This window comes from Sphingobium sp. TKS (assembly GCF_001563265.1).
Lineage (GTDB): Bacteria > Pseudomonadota > Alphaproteobacteria > Sphingomonadales > Sphingomonadaceae > Sphingobium.
In genome coordinates this window covers 1961013-1978524 of sequence record NZ_CP005083.1, presented here as the reverse complement: position 1 = coordinate 1978524, position 17512 = coordinate 1961013, and the positions used below count along the sequence as shown (strand labels likewise).

Annotated in this window: 8 protein-coding genes; 1 reads left to right on the top strand and 7 read right to left on the bottom strand. The window is 65.1% G+C overall.

Annotated elements, in window-relative coordinates; genetic code table 11:
* Positions 1-4 precede the first annotated feature (4 nt).
* From lon to K426_RS09840, 5 genes are all read right to left on the bottom strand, one after another.
* A complete protein-coding gene (gene lon, locus K426_RS09860; protein WP_082748513.1) occupies positions 5-2443 on the bottom strand; it encodes an endopeptidase La in 2439 nt (812 codons plus the stop codon).
* Positions 2440-2862, bottom strand: coding sequence for an Hsp20/alpha crystallin family protein (locus K426_RS09855; protein WP_066556390.1), 423 nt, complete (start codon positions 2860-2862; stop codon positions 2440-2442). The genes lon and K426_RS09855 overlap by 4 nt, the downstream gene beginning before the upstream one ends.
* 225 nt (positions 2863-3087) lie before the next feature.
* A complete protein-coding gene (locus K426_RS09850; protein ID WP_197672777.1) occupies positions 3088-3645 on the bottom strand; it encodes a flavin reductase family protein in 558 nt (185 codons plus the stop codon).
* A 106-nt stretch (positions 3646-3751) separates the two neighbouring features.
* A complete protein-coding gene (locus K426_RS09845) occupies positions 3752-4540 on the bottom strand; it encodes an ABC transporter permease (RefSeq protein WP_066556388.1) in 789 nt (262 codons plus the stop codon).
* Positions 4533-5390, bottom strand: coding sequence for an ABC transporter ATP-binding protein (locus K426_RS09840; RefSeq protein ID WP_082748509.1), 858 nt, complete (start codon positions 5388-5390; stop codon positions 4533-4535). The genes K426_RS09845 and K426_RS09840 overlap by 8 nt, the downstream gene beginning before the upstream one ends.
* A 318-nt stretch (positions 5391-5708) precedes the next feature.
* Here K426_RS09840 and K426_RS09835 point away from each other — a divergent pair, with 318 nt between their 5' ends.
* Positions 5709-6266 (top strand): nitroreductase family protein, encoded by a 558-nt coding sequence (locus K426_RS09835; protein ID WP_066556386.1) that lies wholly within the window; start codon positions 5709-5711, stop codon positions 6264-6266.
* Positions 6267-6313: 47 nt separating this feature from the next.
* Here the strand turns inward: K426_RS09835 and K426_RS09830 are convergent, their stop codons facing one another.
* Positions 6314-8644: a heavy metal translocating P-type ATPase gene (locus tag K426_RS09830; protein WP_066556384.1), complete on the bottom strand. Its 2331-nt coding sequence runs from the start codon at positions 8642-8644 to the stop codon at positions 6314-6316.
* Between the two features lie 409 nt (positions 8645-9053).
* Entirely contained in the window at positions 9054-17510 is an 8457-nt protein-coding gene (locus K426_RS09825; protein WP_066556382.1) for a GH36-type glycosyl hydrolase domain-containing protein, read from the bottom strand.
* Between the last annotated feature and the right edge of the window lie 2 nt (positions 17511-17512).

Genomic DNA, 17512 nt, shown 5'->3' with positions numbered 1-17512 from the left:
CGGGCTACTGCGCGTCGACCAGCGTACCCGCTGCGGCCTTACCGGCCGGACTTGTTGGCAAGGGATCAAGCGCCGCTGCGATCGCATCCTCAATGCGCTCGAGCCAGACGAACTCGAGCTGCGCACGCGTGCTCTCGGGGATGTCATCATAGTCGCGGCGGTTGCGTGCCGGCAGCATCACCCGCTTGATCCCCGCGCCGGCCGCGGCGATCACCTTCTCCTTGATGCCGCCGACCGGCAGCACAAGGCCGCGCAGCGAAATCTCGCCGGTCATCGCGGTGTCGCTGCGAACCGTCCGATCGGTCAACAGCGAGAGCAGCGCGGTGAACATCGCGACGCCCGCGCTTGGTCCGTCCTTGGGCGTGGCGCCTGCCGGAACATGGATATGGATGTCGTTTTTTTCGAACCGTTCGGATTCTATGCCGAGGCTCTGGGCGCGGCTCTTGATCAGGCTGAGAGCGGCCTGCGCGCTTTCCCGCATCACATCGCCGAGCTGACCGGTCAGGATCAGCTTGCCGGCGCCCGGCATGCGGGTGGCCTCAATGAACAATATGTCGCCGCCGACCGGCGTCCAGGCAAGCCCGGTCGCGACGCCGGGAACGCTCGTCCGCTGCGCGACCTCATTCTCGAAGCGCGGCGCGCCCAAAATGCTGACGACATCATCGGCGGTGATGTGCACGTCGCTGACGTCTCCCTCGGCGATCCGCACCACAGCGTGGCGCAACAGCTGGCCAATCTCGCGCTCCAGATTGCGCACGCCGGCTTCGCGGGTATATTTCTCGATGATGGCTATCAGCGCCGCTTCGGCGATCTCCGCCTGCCCAGATTGCAATCCGTTCGCCTCCATCTGGCGCGGAAGCAGGAAACGGCGGGCGATATGGAGCTTGTCCTCACTCGTGTAGCCGGAGAGCGCGATCACTTCCATGCGGTCGCGCAGGGGTCCGGGTACACTGTCGAGCATATTCGCGGTGGCGAGGAACACCACCCGGCTGAGATCGAATGGGACTGCGAGATAATTGTCGCGAAATGTCCCGTTCTGCTCCGGATCGAGCACCTCGAGCAAAGCCGCCGAAGGATCGCCATGGACGCCGCTGCCGAGCTTGTCGATCTCGTCGAGCATCATCACGCAATTGCGCGTGCCGGCCTTGCGGATCGCCTGGATGATATTACCCGGCAACGCGCCGATGTAGGTGCGGCGATGACCGCGGATCTCAGCCTCGTCATGCACGCCGCCGAGACTGACGCGAACGAACTTGCGGTCCATCGCGCGGGCAATCGATTGACCGAGCGAAGTCTTGCCGACGCCGGGCGGCCCCACGAAGCAGAGGATGGGCGCCTTGCCCTGCGGCGCGAGCTTGCGAACGGCGAGATATTCGACGATTCGCCGCTTGACCTTGTCGAGATCATAATGGTCCGCGTCGAGAATGCGCCGGGCGTCGGCGATGTCGATCGGCGCGCCCTCGGGCAGAGCCCAGGGCAATTCGGTAAGCCAGTCGAGATAGGTCCGGACCATGCCATGCTCGGCGGCCGCCTCCGGCATCCGTTCAAGCCTGCGCAGCTCCTTGCGGGCCTGATCCTCGACCTCGGCCGGCATGTGAGCGTTGATGATGGCTTCGGTCAGTTCCGTGATCTCGGCCGTCTTGTCATCGCCCTCGCCGAGCTGGCGCTGGATCGCCGCCATCTGCTCGCGCAGCAGCGCCTCGCGCTGGCGGTTTCCGAGCTTCGCCTGAACGTCGCGGCCGATCTCCTGGCTCAGCCGCAGCACCTCCATGCGCTCGGCAAGCAGGCGCGACACCTTGTCGAGGCGCTCCTGGAGTCCGATCGTCTCCAGTATCTCCTGCTTCTGCTGGGGCGACAGATCGAGATAGGCCGCCACCATGTCGGCAAGCGCCGCCGCAGAGGTGATGTTCTGGATTGTGGCGGCGAGCTCCTGCGGAGCCTGCGGCAACAGCTGCAGCGTTTCCAGCGCCTGTTGCCGCAGATGCATGAGCCTCGCTTCGATCTCCGGACCCGCCGCCTCAGGCTCCTCGATGCGCAGGACTCTTGCAACCAGATAGGGCCAACCCTCGAGAAATTCGATGACGCGGAAACGCTGCTGGCCCTGCACGATCAAATGATGCGCGCCATCGGGTGCTGTCACATAGCGCAAGATCGTTGCGATTGTGCCCATCTGGTGCAGGTCGGCTGCGGCCGGATCGGAAAGCTCGGCGTCGCGCTGCGCGAGGACGCCGATCGGACTCTGCTCGCGGACCGCCGCCTGGGCGGCAGCGATCGATCCCGGCCGGCCGATGGTGAGCGGAAGCACGACTTCGGGAAACATCACGAAGTTGCGTACGGGCACGATGATGATGCCGTCGGGCGGCAGGACCGGCCTCGGGGCCGCTTCCTTTTCTGGCTGAAGGCTGGCCTGCGTTGCGTCGGGCGCATGGGGATGATCGGTCACGGGCGACTTCCTATGTCGGATACCTTGCGCAAGCCCACCAGCAGGCAGCCGTTGACGCCGAGCTTTCGCACGGCGTCGTAGCGCCCCGCGGGCAACGGCAGCCGCCGTTCGAACCGTCCCTGCGGCAGTTCCAGCCGATGGATGACGGCTGTGCGCAGTTCGGGCGGCAGGACTCGTTGTCCGATGACCAGAAGCGTGCCCTTCTCGATCGTCACGGCCACCTGCTCAGGGTCGACGCCAGGCAGCGCGACGAGGATGAGTATCTCTCGATCCGTCTCCAGCACGTCGACTGGCGGCTCCCAGCATGGCAGCGTCTTCGACGATTCTGGCTCGAAGCTCTGGCGATGTAGCCGCTCGACCCGTTCAAGCATCGCAATCGCCTCGGACCACATCCAGTTTCGTGAACCCATGACAGCCATTGGCATTTCCTCAGCGGGGCCGGGGCGCGTCTCGCTCGCCCGCAATCAAAAGCCCGAATGTGGTTTATCGTTTTTGTGTTCCGACCCACTCCGAACGCGCGATGCGCCAGAGTATCTCATTTCGTACAAGCATTTTGGTCCTTTCAGCTTGTCAGCATCCCGCGCGTACGGAAGATGCGCCATACGTATTGACCCCAAACTCCTCGCCCATGCTCCGTCTTGAAATCAGGGCATCCTCGACGGCAGAAGGATCGTCTCGCCATCCACGATGAACGTGCCGTGGCCGCGATGATGGATCGTCCGCGAATTGTCCCGGGCAGGATCATGCCAGGCCGCGACGACCTCCAGAACGAACAGATTATATTTGCCGACCAGGCTCGTCTCGACGACCCGGCATTCGAGATTGGCGAAACATTCCGCAACCAATGGTGCAGTCACCGCGGCGGCTGGCAGTTGCGTCAAACCGGTCGCCGCGAACTTGTCGACATCGCGACCGGAGCAATTGCCGATCTCCACAACCTTGGATGCGAGTTCCATTGCCGGGACCGCGATCACGCATTCGCTTGTCGCGCGCAGGGCGACGAAACTGAAGTCGGCATCGCTGACAGTACAGGCGATCAATGGCGGTGTGAACTCGACCATCATATGCCAGGACATGGTCATCACATTGCTTCGACCTTGATGCGCCGTCGTCAGCAGCACCACCGGACCCGGCTCGAGCAGACGGTAGACCTCGGACAATGGAAATGGCCGCATCGGACCGCGGTCGTCAGGTCCACGCATTGCCGTTCCCTTCATGCTGCCGTCTCGCGGGTGCGCCACGATGTCGCAATTCGGCCGGGCTCCGGGCCAAAGGCACCAGCACTTCCCATCGCCCTCGCGCTCCATGCTATGTCGTCATGCGAGGATACATACGCGTGGCGATGACGACGAGAAGGCTGGAGATCGCAACGAGCACGAGGCAATCGATGCCGACGCCGAACTTGCTCGCCTCCCCGGTCAGCATCAGCGCCCGCAGGGCATCGACCTCATAGGTGAGCGGATTCGCGCGCGAAATCGCCCTGAGCCATCCGGGCATGATCTCGATCGGATAGATGGCATTGCTGGCGAAGAAAATCGGCATGGTCAGCACCTGCCCTATCCCCATGAATCGCTCCCGGGTGCGCACGATACAGGCAATGATGAGCGAGAAAGTCGAGAACAGACCCGAGCCCAGGACGATCAGCGCGGCAACCCCGAGGAGATGCGGGACATGGAGATCGATCGCGATGCCCAGCGCCAATGCGAGCACATAGACGATGATTGCCTGTGAAAGGCCCCGAACCGCCGAGGAAATCGCCTTCCCGAGGACAAGGGCGCTGCGGGGCGCCGGACTGACCATGTAGCGATGAAGGACGCCGAGGTCGCGCTCCCAGATGACCGCGATGCCATAGAAGATCGCCGCGAACAGGACGCTCTGGGCGAGAATGCCCGGAGCAAGGAAATCGAGATACCGCCCATTGCCGCTCGTCAGCCCGCGGACCTGTGCCATCACCTCGCCGAATAGCACGAGCCAGATCGCCGGCTGGATGGCGCGGGTGAGCAGTTCAGTCGGGTCATGCCGGAGCTTGCGCACCTCGGCGTCCGCCACCGCATGGACCTCCGTGGCATAGTTCCCGATGCGAGTGATGTCAGCCATGCTCGGCCGCACTCCGGCGCGTCTGGGCGACGTCATGGATGTCGCCGCCCGTCCGCTCGTCGCTTCCTGCGATACGTGCAAAGACGTCGTCGAGCGTGGCGTCCGCGCCGATCTCGGCCTTCAGCTCGGCTGGCGTTCCCACCGTCTCGAGCCTCCCGCCGTGCAGGATGCCGACCCGGTCGCACAGCGCATCGGCTTCCTCCATGACATGCGTCGTCAGCAGGATTGTCGTCCCGTAGCTGTCGCGAAGATCGCGGACGTGGGTCCACACCGTGTTGCGGGCCACCGGATCGAGGCCGACCGTGGGTTCGTCCATGATGAGCAGCGCGGGCCGATGCATCGTGCTCTGGGCGATTTCGAGTCGGCGGAGCATGCCGCCAGAGTAATGCTGCGCCAGTCGATCGGCGGCATCGGTCAGCTCTGTTCGTTCAAGAGCTTCCCTGATCCGCTGTGCACGCTCGACACGAGGAATGAGATACAGGCGCGCGGAGAGAAGAAGATTTTCGTAGCCGGTCAAGGAGCCATCGGCGGACAGCAGCTGGGGAACGTATCCGATGTGACTGCGCACCGCCCTGGGCTCTCGAGTCAGATCATAGCCGGCGACCCGGGCGCTGCCGGCAGATGGCGGTAGCAAGGTCGTGAGCATCTTGATCAATGTCGACTTGCCCGCGCCGTTCGGCCCGATCAGCCCGAAAATCTCCCGGCTGCGGATTTTCAGATCGACACGGTCCACCACAATCCGGCGGTCGAACGATTTCGATAGTCCCGAAGTTTGAATGACCAGGGCCGCCTCCCCCGTGGAGACTCCAGGCACCGCACTGTGATCTATCGATCTCGCTGGCTCCGTCATGCCATATCCCCGCGCGGCGATTGGCTGTGGTTGCGCCACATAAGGCAATCCAGAATGACCGCGGCGGCCGATTTAGGCCTCCTTGCTCCCGGCCTCGCCACCACGTCGATCCTGTCCATCCTGGGAACCGCTCAAAAGAGAATTTTGCAGGCACTTTATTCCCACCGACGGGCCGGACACTCCGTTCTTATACGGATAGGAGACACTGCATTTCCGATCGAATCTGGACCAACTGAGAGTCCGCGGACCCCGCGCTCCGCGCGGGAGGCCAGTGGAATCGGACGTAATACGAGCTCAATCTATTGCGGAGTGCATGAGATGGATCTGACCGATGCGATCTACGGACGCCGCGCGACGCGTGCCTACACAGCGGCTCCTGTCCCGAAGGAAGTGCTGGAAAGGCTGGTCGATGCCGCCATTCAGGCGCCCAGCGCTGTCAACGAACAGCCCTGGGACTTTACCATTATTCAAAACACACAGCTGCTCGACCGGATTTCCACGGCGGCAAAGGCGCATATGACCGCGACGGTGCCGAGCGTATCCTTTCCGGAGCATCTCCACGAGAGTCTCGAAAGCCCCGATTTCCACGTCTTCTATCACGCGCCCGTGCTCATCACCATCTCGGCACGCATGGGGGCGTGGGCTGTCGAAAATGCCACGCTGGCGGCCGAGAATTTGATGCTCGCTGCTCACGCGCAGGGCCTGGGATCGTGCTGGATCGGCTTTGCCCAGCGATGGCTCGAGACGGCGGAGGGCAAGCGTGCACTGGGCGTGCCGGACAATTTCGTTCCGGTTGCCCCGATCATTATCGGCCATCCCGCCGCATCCGCCGCACCCGTCCCGCGCCGCCCTCCCCAGCTGCGCTTGATCGGCTGACCGCTTCGCCTCGGAGCGGCGACCTGTTCATCCCAGCCGGCCGCCGCTCAGAGCCGCTGCCGGTTGAGCCGAAGCGCGTTGGTCACCACGCTGACCGAAGACAGCGCCATCGCGGCGGCGGCGAACATCGGCGATAGAAGGACTCCGAAGAGCGGATAGAGCAGACCCGCCGCAAGCGGTATGCCCGCCGCATTGTAGATGAACGCGAAGACCAGATTCTGGCGGATATTGGACATGGTCGCCTGGCTGAGCCGGCGCGCGCGAACGATCCCCATCAGGTCGCCCTTGACCAGAGTGATGCCCGCGCTCTCGATCGCGACATCGGTGCCCGAGCCCATCGCGATCCCCACTTCGGCAGCGGCCAGCGCGGGCGCGTCGTTGACGCCATCCCCGGCCATCGCAACGATGCGGCCCTCGCGCTTCAGCCGGTCGACGACGGCGCTCTTGCGCTCGGGGAGCACATCGGCCTCGACCTCTTCCATCCCGAGCGTCCGCGCCACGGCCTCGGCGGTGGTCCGGTTGTCGCCGGTCAGCATGACCACGCGAATGCCTTCGGCGCGCAACGCGGCGAGCGCCTCGGGCGTCGTTGTCTTGATCGGGTCGGCAATCGCCAGCACGCCCGCTGCCAGGCCATCGAGCGCCGCGAAGATGGCGGTAGCGCCGTCGCGCCGCAATGTGTCGGCCTGCCCGGACAGGGGCGCGGCATCGACGCCTTGCTCCGTCAGAAACGCCGCGTTGCCAAGCAGTACTCGCCTGCCCTCCACCGTGCCGAGCGCCCCCTTGCCGGTGGGCGAGTCGAAATCGCTCACCTCGGGAATGGCGATCCGACGGCTGCCCGCCGCCTCGACGATGGCCCGCGCCAGCGGATGCCCGGACGCGCGCTCCACCCCGGCCGCCAGCCGCAGCACTTCCTCTTCATCGAAACCCGGGGCCGCGACGATGCGGATCACCGATGGACGGCCTTCGGTGAGCGTTCCGGTCTTGTCGACGACCAGCGTATCGACCTTTTCCATCCGCTCGAGCGCCTCGGCATTCTTGATCAGCACGCCGAGGCTCGCGCCGCGGCCGATGCCGACCATGATCGACATCGGTGTCGCGAGACCCAGTGCGCAAGGACAGGCGATGATCAGCACGGCGACGGCGGCAACCAGACCGTAGGCAAAGCGTGGCTCCGGTCCCCAGATCGCCCAGCCCGCAAAGGCGAGCACCGCGATCGCCAGCACCGCCGGCACGAACCAGCCGGCGACCCGGTCGGCCATGCGCTGGATCGGCGCGCGCGAGCGCTGTGCCGCGGCGACCATCTGGACGATCCGCGCGAGCATCGTGTCGCGGCCGACCTTGTCGGCCCGGACGACAAGACCGCCCGTCTGGTTGAGCGTGCCGCCGATGACCGTGTCGCCGACCGCCTTGGTCGTCGGCATGGACTCGCCGGTGACCATCGACTCGTCGAGCGACGAGCGGCCCTCCTCGACCACCGCATCGACCGGCACCTTCTCGCCCGGCCGGACACGCAGGCGATCGCCGACCACGATCCGGTCGAGCTCGACGTCTTCGTCCTCGCCGCCCGCCGTCACCCGTCGCGCGGTCTTGGGCGCGAGGTCGAGCAGCGCCCTGATCGCCCCCGACGTCCGTTCGCGCGCGCGCAATTCGAGCACCTGCCCCAGCAGCACCAGCACGGTAATGACCGCTGCCGCCTCGAAATAGATCGCGACCGTCCCATCCGGTGATCGAAACGCCGGCGGGAAGGCGAACGGTGCCAGCGTCGCGACAATGCTGTAGGACCATGCGATCCCCGTTCCCATCGCGACGAGGGTGAACATGTTGAGGTGGCGTGTCCGGAGCGAGGCCCAGCCGCGCTCGAAGAATGGCCAGCCGCCCCACAACACCACCGGAGTCGCCAGCACGAGCTGGACCCATGCCGAAATCCGCATCGGGACCAGATGGTGCAGCGCAGGGAAGACATGGCTGCCCATCTCGAGGACGAACACGGGCAGCGTCAGCACGGGCGCGATCCAGAAGCGCCGCGTCATGTAGGCAAGTTCGGGGCTTGGCCCGGTATCCGCCGTCACCATGGCAGGCTCAAGCGCCATCCCGCAGATCGGGCAGCTGCCGGGATGATCCTGCCGAACCTCCGGATGCATCGGGCACGTCCAATCCGTGCCGGACGGGGCGACCCGCGGCCCGGCAAGATAATGATCGGGGTCGGCGATGAACTTGTCGTGGCATCCGGCGCTGCAGAAATGCCAATCGGTACCTGCGTGCTTGGCGTGATGGGCGGTTTTCTGCGCATCGACGGTCATCCCGCAGACAGGATCCTTGGTCAACGCCTGTCCCGCGGCGAACGCCCCTTGGTGATGGTGACCGTGCGCATGCTCCATCGATTGCTCCTGTGCGACGCTATCGCATCGGGGTTTGACGTCTGTCGAGATCGAGGCGCCGAGATCGGCCGTAGGGTGACCGGCATTGAGGTGATAGCAGCCGGAAAAGCCGACCGGGTTCCGTAACAGTACCTATGAAAGCCCCGCAATCGGAGCACGGGTTTTCCTGCTATGCTCTCAACGACGACAGCCACGGCTGGGATGACGTTTGTCTATTCCGGGTGCTGACCGCCGACCGGCCCCCGCGAGCACAGGCCGATTGGTCCCCCGAGGCACCTCCATGGCGGCGCGCACCGACAACATCGCACACGACCGGTGCGCAAGCGTCAGCGGTCACGAAGCGCGCGATAAGGGCACATGCTTCTGGTATCAGCCTTGCCAGCAATCGGTTTGTCGACAAGCCGCAGATTCAGGACGCCAAGGCGGCACGGCGCGTCAGCCGGCATCGCACCTCGCGGGTTTCGCCCTTCCGCGGAAAGGGAATTCCCTCCGAGGGCCAATCCGCGCCATCGACGGCGATGCGCGCCTCTCCTGAGCTAAGTTCCTCGGGATTCTCGACACGGATATGCAGGCTGCCCGCCGCCCTTGTGATGGTCGCCTCGAAGGACGGCCATTTCGCTGGCAGGCAAGGCGCAAGATGAAGCCTTCCTTCGGCCAGCCGCAGTCCCAATATCTCCTCGACCGCCAGTCGCCATGTCCACCCGGCAGCGCCCGTGTACCAGCTCCAGCCCCCACGGCCGACATGCGGGGGAGTACCGCCGACATCGCCGGCAACCACATAAGGCTCGACCCGATACCGCGCGACGTCTTCGGCCGACCGGGTCTGGTTGATCGGGTTGATGCGGTCGAAGACCCGCATCGCTCCCTCGCCGTCGCCGAGCCGGGCCAGCGCGATGCCGAGCCAGGCGGCCGCATGCGTGTATTGGCCGCCATTTTCGCGAATGCCGGGCGGATAGGCCTTGATATAGCCGGGATCGCGCGGCGTGGTATCGAACGGAGGCGAGAGAAGCCGGACGAGCCTGTCGTCGTCGCGTACCAGATGCTGCTGGGCTGCGGCCATGGCGCGCGCGATCCGCTCGCGACTGCCGGCGCCCGACAGCACCGCCCAGGATTGAGCGATCGAATCGATCTGGCACTCGGTATCGGTAGCCGAGCCCCATGGCCGACCGTCGTCGTCGAAGGCCCGCAGATACCACTCGCCATCCCAGGCGGATTGCTCGGCCGCCTTGGCCAGCGCAGCCGCCCGGGGCTTCCAGCGTTCAGCCAGATCGCTGCGTTCCAGCCGGCTACAGAGGCCGACGAAGCCATCGATCGTGGCGATCAGGAACCATGCCAGCCAGACGCTCTCACCGCGGCCCTGATCCCCCACGCGATTCATGCCGTCGTTCCAGTCGCCGCTCCCGATGAGCGGTAGTCCGTGGCTTCCGAGCCGATGGCCCCATTCAAGCGCACGCTCGCAATGCTCGAACAAGGTTCTGCGCTCTTCGGTGACGTCGAACCGCGCGTAGCGGTCAGGCTCATCGCTGGCGAGCGGAGGTCCGCGCAGGAAGGGCACGTCTTCAGTGAGAAGACTGGCGTCGCCCGTGGCTTCCACATAGGCGGCCGTGACATAAGGCAGCCACAGCATATCGTCCGAACAATGTGTCCGGACACCCCGGTCCAGCGGCGGATGCCACCAGTGGAGGACGTCACCCTCCTCGAACTGGTGTGCTGCGGCTGCAAGAATGTGCCGGCGTGCCAGGTCGGGGTCGGCATGAAGCAAGGCGAGCACGTCCTGAAGCTGATCGCGATATCCGAACGCGCCGCTGGCCTGATAGAAGCCCGCGCGAGCCCGTAAACGCCCGCTGGTGGTCTGGTAAGGGAGCCATCTGTTGACGAGTGTGTCAAACGCGGGATCCGGCGTCTTCACCGTGACGGCGCCCAGCCGCCTGTCCCAATCATCCCGGCATTCCTGGAGGGCGCGCTCGACCTCGGCCGGATCCTGCCACCGTCGAACCAGCGTTTTTGCATGGGCCTGGTGATCTCCTTGGCCCAGTATGAACACGACATCGCTGCTTTCTCCCGGTGCCAGGTCGAGATGAACTTGAAAGGCACCGCAACAGTCGGCACCCGTTGAACTTTGGCACCCTCCAAGATCCCAGTTGAGCAGCGCTTCGGGACGGCGCGAGTTGCCGTCGTGGCCCAGGAAATCCAGCCGAGACGTCGTGAGGCTGTGTGGAGGACGAGTGCTCGTCAGGAAGGCCGTCCGGTCGCCGAACTCGTCATTCCAGTGATTGTTCGCTATCAGTGCATGGGCCTCGGCATCATATTCCGCGGTTCGTAGCGGAGCCGGCTCGCCTTGAACCGCGCCCAGCAGCCATTCGGCATAATAGGTGGCCGTGATCCGGCGGGCCTGCGGCAGGAGGTTGCGAAGCCGCAGCCGAACGATCTTGACCGGATCGTCGACCGGAACGAAGACGACAAGCTCCTGATCCAGGCCTTCGCTGGCACTTTCCCAGCTCGTATACCCGGCCCCATGCCGGATGTTGCAGGCGGACCCGGCTCCGGCAGGCTCCGGCGTCGGGGTCCACAGGCGCGCATTCTCCTCGTCGCGCAGATAAAGGATTTCGGTCTGAGGATCCTTGAGGGGATCATTGCTCCACGGAGTCAGACGGTTCTCGCCGCTGTTGATTGCCCACGTGAACCCGAGGCCGGCTTCGGTGACAATCGTGCCAAAGCCGTCATTGGCGAGAACATTGGACCAAGGTGCGGGGGTGGCCTCGCCGGGCGCGAGATGGATCACATACGTATCGCCCTCCGGCGTGAACCCGCCCAGGCCATTCTCGAATGTCAGCTCCCCCGGTGCGGCAATCGCGATGGATGACGTCGACCGCGATCCGATCCCGCCGACCGGCTCGAACCGCGGGCTGCGGCGCTGGGCAGAATCGGCACCCGCAAGTTGATCGTGCAGCGCGCCGGCCGCCTCATCGAGTATGATTTGCGCGGCGCGCTCCAGAAACCGGCCACGGTCGGCGTCGGCGTGGCCGATCCCGACCAGGTGGACGCCGCCATTTTGCCCGAGTTGTTCCTGAACGCCGGTATCCCGGAGCAGTTCTATCAGCCGCTCGCGCACCGGCTCGAGATAGCCCGCCGCTCCCTCATGCATGATCACGAGATCGATCGCGATTCCACGCCGCCGCCATAGCTGCTGGGCCGCGGCAAGAAACCGTAGCAATGCGGTCCGCTCGCCATCGCCTGCGCGCACCAGCAGAATGGGATTGTCGCCCGATATTCCGAGCGCCCAGAGATCGCCTCGGCCATGATGATCGGCAGCAAGCGCGCCCTGGCTATCGGCAGACGCCGGAACGGGCTGGAGCAGAGCGGACAGCAGTTTCTGCGCGTCGGGCACGCGGTCGGGCGGCAGGCCGAGTTGATGCATCTCACGCGCCGTATCCGCCACGGCGTCGCTCATTGCCCATTCGAGCGCCGTCAAGGTTGCGTAGCGTTCCGAGATCTCCACGGCGGATTCGCGCGAGCCGGCAACGATCGTGACGAAAGCGAGTTCGCGCCGCCCATGTGGCGGAAGCTGCACCTCGGCGCGGATCGCCAGGATCGGATCGAGGGTCCAGCCGGTGGTGCCGCCCAGTTCATCGGATTGCATCGCCATTGGGCTCCCCTGATCGCCATGGCGCTTCAAGAAGGCCGCGCGGTCGGTTTCAACGCCACGTGGCCTGAAGCCCTTGTCGTCGGCGATCACCCTGTGAAGCAGCACGGGCGGCCGCTCGCCCGCATCGCGGGGTCGGCGGGTGAACAGCAGCCCGTTCGTGCCGGGCAGCAGTTCGCTGCCAACGAAGAGCTTACTGAATACCGGATGACGCGCAGCGTCGAGCGGGGGTGCGAGCATGACCTCGGCATAGCTCGTGAAATCGAGCGTTCGCGGTCGATCGCTCTCGTTGACGACCGTGATCCGGCGCACTTCCAGATCATCCCCGTGCGGGATGCCGACGACCATGTTCAGGGCGATGTCATGGTCGCGGCGATGATATTCCACCTGGTGCGCCTGGAAGACGATGCGCGCATCGGTCGCCGGCGCGCGAACCGGCTCCGGCGTCGCCGACCAGAGAGCGCCGCTCTCCCTGTCGCGCACATAGATCCAGAGCCCAGCATCGCCAGCCATCCGATCGGGGCGGGTGAGCGCATAGCGCTGCCAGGAAAGGCCACCGCCGCCATTCACGGCCATGCGGCTGGTCAGTCGGCCATTGCCGATCGCATGCAGCGGCATCGTGCCACCGATGGACTCGGGGATCCACGGCTGCAGGCGGGGGATGGCCCCCTCGGCGACCGGCTGCGGCTCGCGGATTTCAATCCGCGAAATCTCGGGCGGAAGTTCCCAGGGAATGCGCTCGTTGAGGAGCAGGTCGATCGTTCGGATATGGGGATCGCCATGGAACCAGCGGACGAACATGTCCCCGCACAGCGCATTGCCGAGCGCCGCCATGCTCATCCCGTGATGGTGCGCCATATAGGATCGGACGACCGCAAAGCGCTCTCCCTCCGGCACGCGCTCGGGCGTGAAGTCGGCGGCTTCATAGAAGCCATATCGCCCGACCAGGCCTAGCCCGGCCAGCTCGCGAAGATTGCGGACCGCCATTGTCGTTCGCGCGGCGAGCGCCAACACGGTCGCATAAGGGGCCACCACCAGGTCGCGGGCGAGCCCACGGCGAAGGCCCAGCCCGGGGACGCCGAAAGCATGGTAGCGATAGACGCGATCGGGGCCCATCGAGGCGAAGGCGGATTCCGAGATGCCCCACGGGATGCCGTGGCTAGCGCCGTAAGAATGCTGAAGGTCAACGGCGGTCCGGTCGCTTTGGCCCAGAAGCGTCTCGGGATCGCTTCGCAGGAACAGATTCGGCATGAGATATTCGAACATCGATCCGTTCCACGAGACCAGCGACAGCCCGGAGGCCTTCTTGGTAATCGGACGCCCGAGGAAGAACCAATGTTCGGGAGGCACGTCGCCCTTGGCGATGGCAAAGAAGCTCGCCAGCCGCGCCTCGCTCGCGAGCAGGTCATAATGGTGCGGATCGATCCGGTCGGCCGTGACATTGTAGCCGATATGAAACAGCCGGCTGCTGCGATCGAAGAGCAGGCTGAAATTCATGCCAGCCGCCCAATCGCGCGCTCGTTGGGCAATGCCGTTCAGCCGATCGTGGATCGCCCTGTGCGCCCCTGCCGCTCGGTCGAGAGCCGAGTCAAGTTCTTCCGCCCAGGTCTTCGCCTCGCAAGGGTCGAGAGAACGAGCGAACTCGTCGAGCGGCGCACGCGCCTGCGCGCATGCGGTCTCGACTTCGGCGGACGCACGCTCGCCGGCCAGCGCCGTCGCTATCCGGGTGGCGATCTCTGCGCAATCGGCCGGCGCGCGCGCCAGCAGCGGCAGCCAGGGGAGGTACATCCCCACCTCGCGGCGCATGCTGTGCAGATGATGTTCGACCCGCTCGAGCCACACCTGAACATCGCGGATGATCTTCGTCTGCAGCGTCCCCGCAGTGGCAACGCCTTTCCGGATACGCTCCTGAAGCTCGGGAAAATCGCGATCGACAAGCGCGTCCAGCCGATCGGTCCAGCCGGCCCCATCGTCAGCCGCTAGGGAGGCTGAGTGCCGCATCGCAGCGATAAGCGTGCCACAGGCATGATCGCCATCGAAGCCATCGGCTGCGAGGGCGCCCGCGAGCATAGCAAGCGTGTCGTCCAGGCCGGACCACAACGCCTTTGATAGCACGGGTCCCCGCACGGCTTCGCCGCACGCCTCGCTCACGACGACGAGACTGACGGCAAGATTGCCGCTGTCAACGGTCGAGACGTAGCGCGGTTCGAGCGGCTGCAATGAGCGTGTGTCATACCAGTTGAGCATATGCCCCCGGTAGCGCTCGAGACGATCCAGGGCATCCAGCGCATTTCGCAGCCGCGTCTCGAGATCGGTCGCGCCGATGTGCCCCAGCTTCCATGCCGTCAACATCGACAGCACCATCATCCCGACATTGGTCGGCGATGTACGGTGGGCGATCTCCTCCTCGGGCGGCTCCTGATAATTGTCGGGCGGCAGCCAGTTGTCCTCCGGCCTCACGAAGGTTTCGAAGAACAGCCAGGTGCGCCGCGCGATGCTGCGCAGGAACAGGCGGTCGTCGGCGCCGAGTGTCTCGACCGATGGGCGCCGCGGACGGCTGATCCGGTAGGCGATTTCAGGCGCGAGCAGCCACAGCAGCAGGAGCGGCGCGGCGGGCAGAAGCGCCGCCGCATGTTGGAGCGCCAATGCCGAGCCGGCCGCGATCGCGAATGCGGGTGACGCCCACATCTCGCGCCAGGCGGCCCGACGCGGGTCGAGCGTGGCAAAATGCGCGGTCGTGTGCGCTGCCGATGTCCACTCCAGCAGCCCGCGCCCGGTGCCGAGCCGCCAGAGCGTGATCAGGATGGCATTGAGTCCGATGGCTGCATCGCTGATCAGGAAGGCAATCGAGAGCGCCCATCGCCCCAGTTCGTCGCCCAGGCGTCGCAGCACCCCCTGGAGAACGCCGCGCCGCCGGCCGCGCGCCAGACCGGTGACGACATCCGTGAAGAGATAGGCCGCCGGTGCGACGATCGCGAGAAGCGTCCATATCCAGGGGCTGCCGCCGAGGACGAACCATCCGCCCAGCAGGAGAGCGACGAGGCTGGGCGGAACGAGACTGCGGCGCAGATTGTCGAAGATCTTGAGCCGGTCGAACCAGGTGAGACGGTTGTGTAGGCGCGTTCCGCCGCGGCCGGGGACAAAGGGAAAAAGCCAGGGCAGCAGCTGCCAATCGCCGCGTACCCACCGATGCCATCGTCTGCGGTACTCGAGATAGCCGGAGGGGAAGCCTTCATAGACGATGATGTCGCTGGCGAGCGCCGCGCGGCCATGGAGTCCCTCGAACAGATCGTGGCTGAGCAGGTTGTTTTCGGGAATTCGTCCTTCGACGCTGCGCTCGAACGAAGCAACTTCATAGACTCCTTTGCCGACATAGATGCCCGAGCCGAACAGGTCCTGGTAGACGTCGGACACGGCGCGCGAATAGATGTCGATGGCCGTATCACCGCCAAAGTAACGGGTGAACAGCGACCGTCCGCTGGTTTCCGGGGCAATCTCGACGCGGGGCTGGAGGATCGTGTAGCCGGTGGCCACCCGCCCGGTCCGCGGATTGAAACGCGCCTTGTTCAGCGGATGGGCGAGCGTCGCCACCATCCGGTTGACCACACCGGTCGGCAGGCGGGTGTCGGCATCGGCGGTGACGACGAACCGTACCGCGCGCAGCGCCTCGATACGGCCTTCGGTAAGCGAAAAAGGGGCAAGATCCCCGCGCAGAACATAGCCGTTGAACTGCTCGAGCTTTCCGCGCTTGCGTTCCCACCCCATCCAGACCGACTGGGCAGGATTATAGAGACGCGGCCTGTGCAGCACGTGGAACGGACCGTTGCCCGCGCTGCCATAGGTGTCGTTGAGGCGCTTGATGCCATTGGTCAGCGCCGCCTCGACATCAGCATCGCCCGGAACGCTGGCTTCGTCCGCATCGGCAAAATCGCTCAGCAGAACGAATTGCAGCCTTGGGTCGGGGTTGGCGAGATAATGGCCTTCCAGGCGCTGGAGAAGCGCAGCGACATCCTCCGCATGTCCGACGAGAACCGGCATTGCGACCGCCGTACGGCAATCGTCGGCGATCGCCTTCTCGAAGTCGAGTTTCGGCAGGACACGCGGCGAGACAAGCGATGTCGCGATCCAGTTGACGAGGGTGACGCTCAGGATCGTAGCCGGGAGCGTCGTAAGCGCGATGCCCAGAAGCCAGCCGGTCGCGGTCGCCTCGACCAAGGCGAGGTAGAGAGCGGGAACGAGAAAGCTGACGAAGCCGGCCAGGAACAGCGCTGCCGTATATAGCGCGGCTGGATAGCGCAAAAGTCTTCGGCCGATCGACTCCAGCGCCAGCGGCCGGACGTCGATCGCGTCCTCGAATGCCGGTCGGCCGTCGCCGACCAGCCAGTAGCCGACGTGATCGGCCGCCACCTCGTCATCGGCTCGGCATTGCACGAGCAGCCGCTCGGCAACTTCCCATTCGGGCAATCCGCCATGATCCGACAGCTGCTCGATCGCGTGGCGGTAACGGTCACGGGTGTCGAAATCCATGTGCGGATAGACCTTGGCGGGATCGCGCCTCAAGATCGCCTCTACCCGGCTCGTCTTGTCGAAAAACTCCTTCCATTGAATCGTCGAGATGACCGCGAGATTGGCGATCGCGCGCGAGACGCATTCGGTGTCGTCCGCCGCCGCGGACAAGGCGGCGTCGGGGCCGACTTCGAACGGCGGCGTCACATCCGGGAAGATGCGGCCGAAGCCGATGATCAGAATCTCGAGACAGGCCAGGCGGAGCATCGCCGGAAATGCCCAAAGCTCGGCGATGCTCAACGGTTCGTCATCCTGATAGCGTGCCATGAACAGGATGGCGGTGTTGAGCGACACCTGCAGATGGGAAGCGTGGAGCAACCCGTGGGCCAGCGTATAAATGCGAGGAAGGCCCCTCGCCGCCTCGCCTGCGAGCCCGGGCAGGCGTCGATAGAAACGGGCAGGCATGTCCTCCTTGATCTGGAGAATTGCGCGCTGCACGTGATAATCGTTGTCGAGCAGCCATTCGGCCGCTGAGCTGCTTTGCGGCTCAGCGGCACCTGCGGCGGCGCGCGCCATGTTCAGCCACCCACGCAGCTCCGGCAGATCGGACCAGGCAGCGAGCGCTGACGGTTTGCGGGTCAAACCTGCGAGACGGTGACGGCGCGCAAGCTCGTGCGCTGCGGCGACTATCGGGTCCGCACCTTCAATGTCAGCCATCC

Coding starts and splice junctions, on each gene's coding strand:
- K426_RS09855 (WP_066556390.1), bottom strand. CDS start 2,862: ATGGCTGTCATGGGTTCACGAAACTGGATGTGGTCCGAGGCGATTGCG.
- K426_RS09850 (WP_197672777.1), bottom strand. CDS start 3,645: ATGCGTGGACCTGACGACCGCGGTCCGATGCGGCCATTTCCATTGTCC.
- K426_RS09845 (WP_066556388.1), bottom strand. CDS start 4,540: ATGGCTGACATCACTCGCATCGGGAACTATGCCACGGAGGTCCATGCG.
- K426_RS09840 (WP_082748509.1), bottom strand. CDS start 5,390: ATGACGGAGCCAGCGAGATCGATAGATCACAGTGCGGTGCCTGGAGTC.
- K426_RS09835 (WP_066556386.1), top strand. CDS start 5,709: ATGGATCTGACCGATGCGATCTACGGACGCCGCGCGACGCGTGCCTAC.
- K426_RS09830 (WP_066556384.1), bottom strand. CDS start 8,644: ATGGAGCATGCGCACGGTCACCATCACCAAGGGGCGTTCGCCGCGGGA.
- K426_RS09825 (WP_066556382.1), bottom strand. CDS start 17,510: ATGGCTGACATTGAAGGTGCGGACCCGATAGTCGCCGCAGCGCACGAG.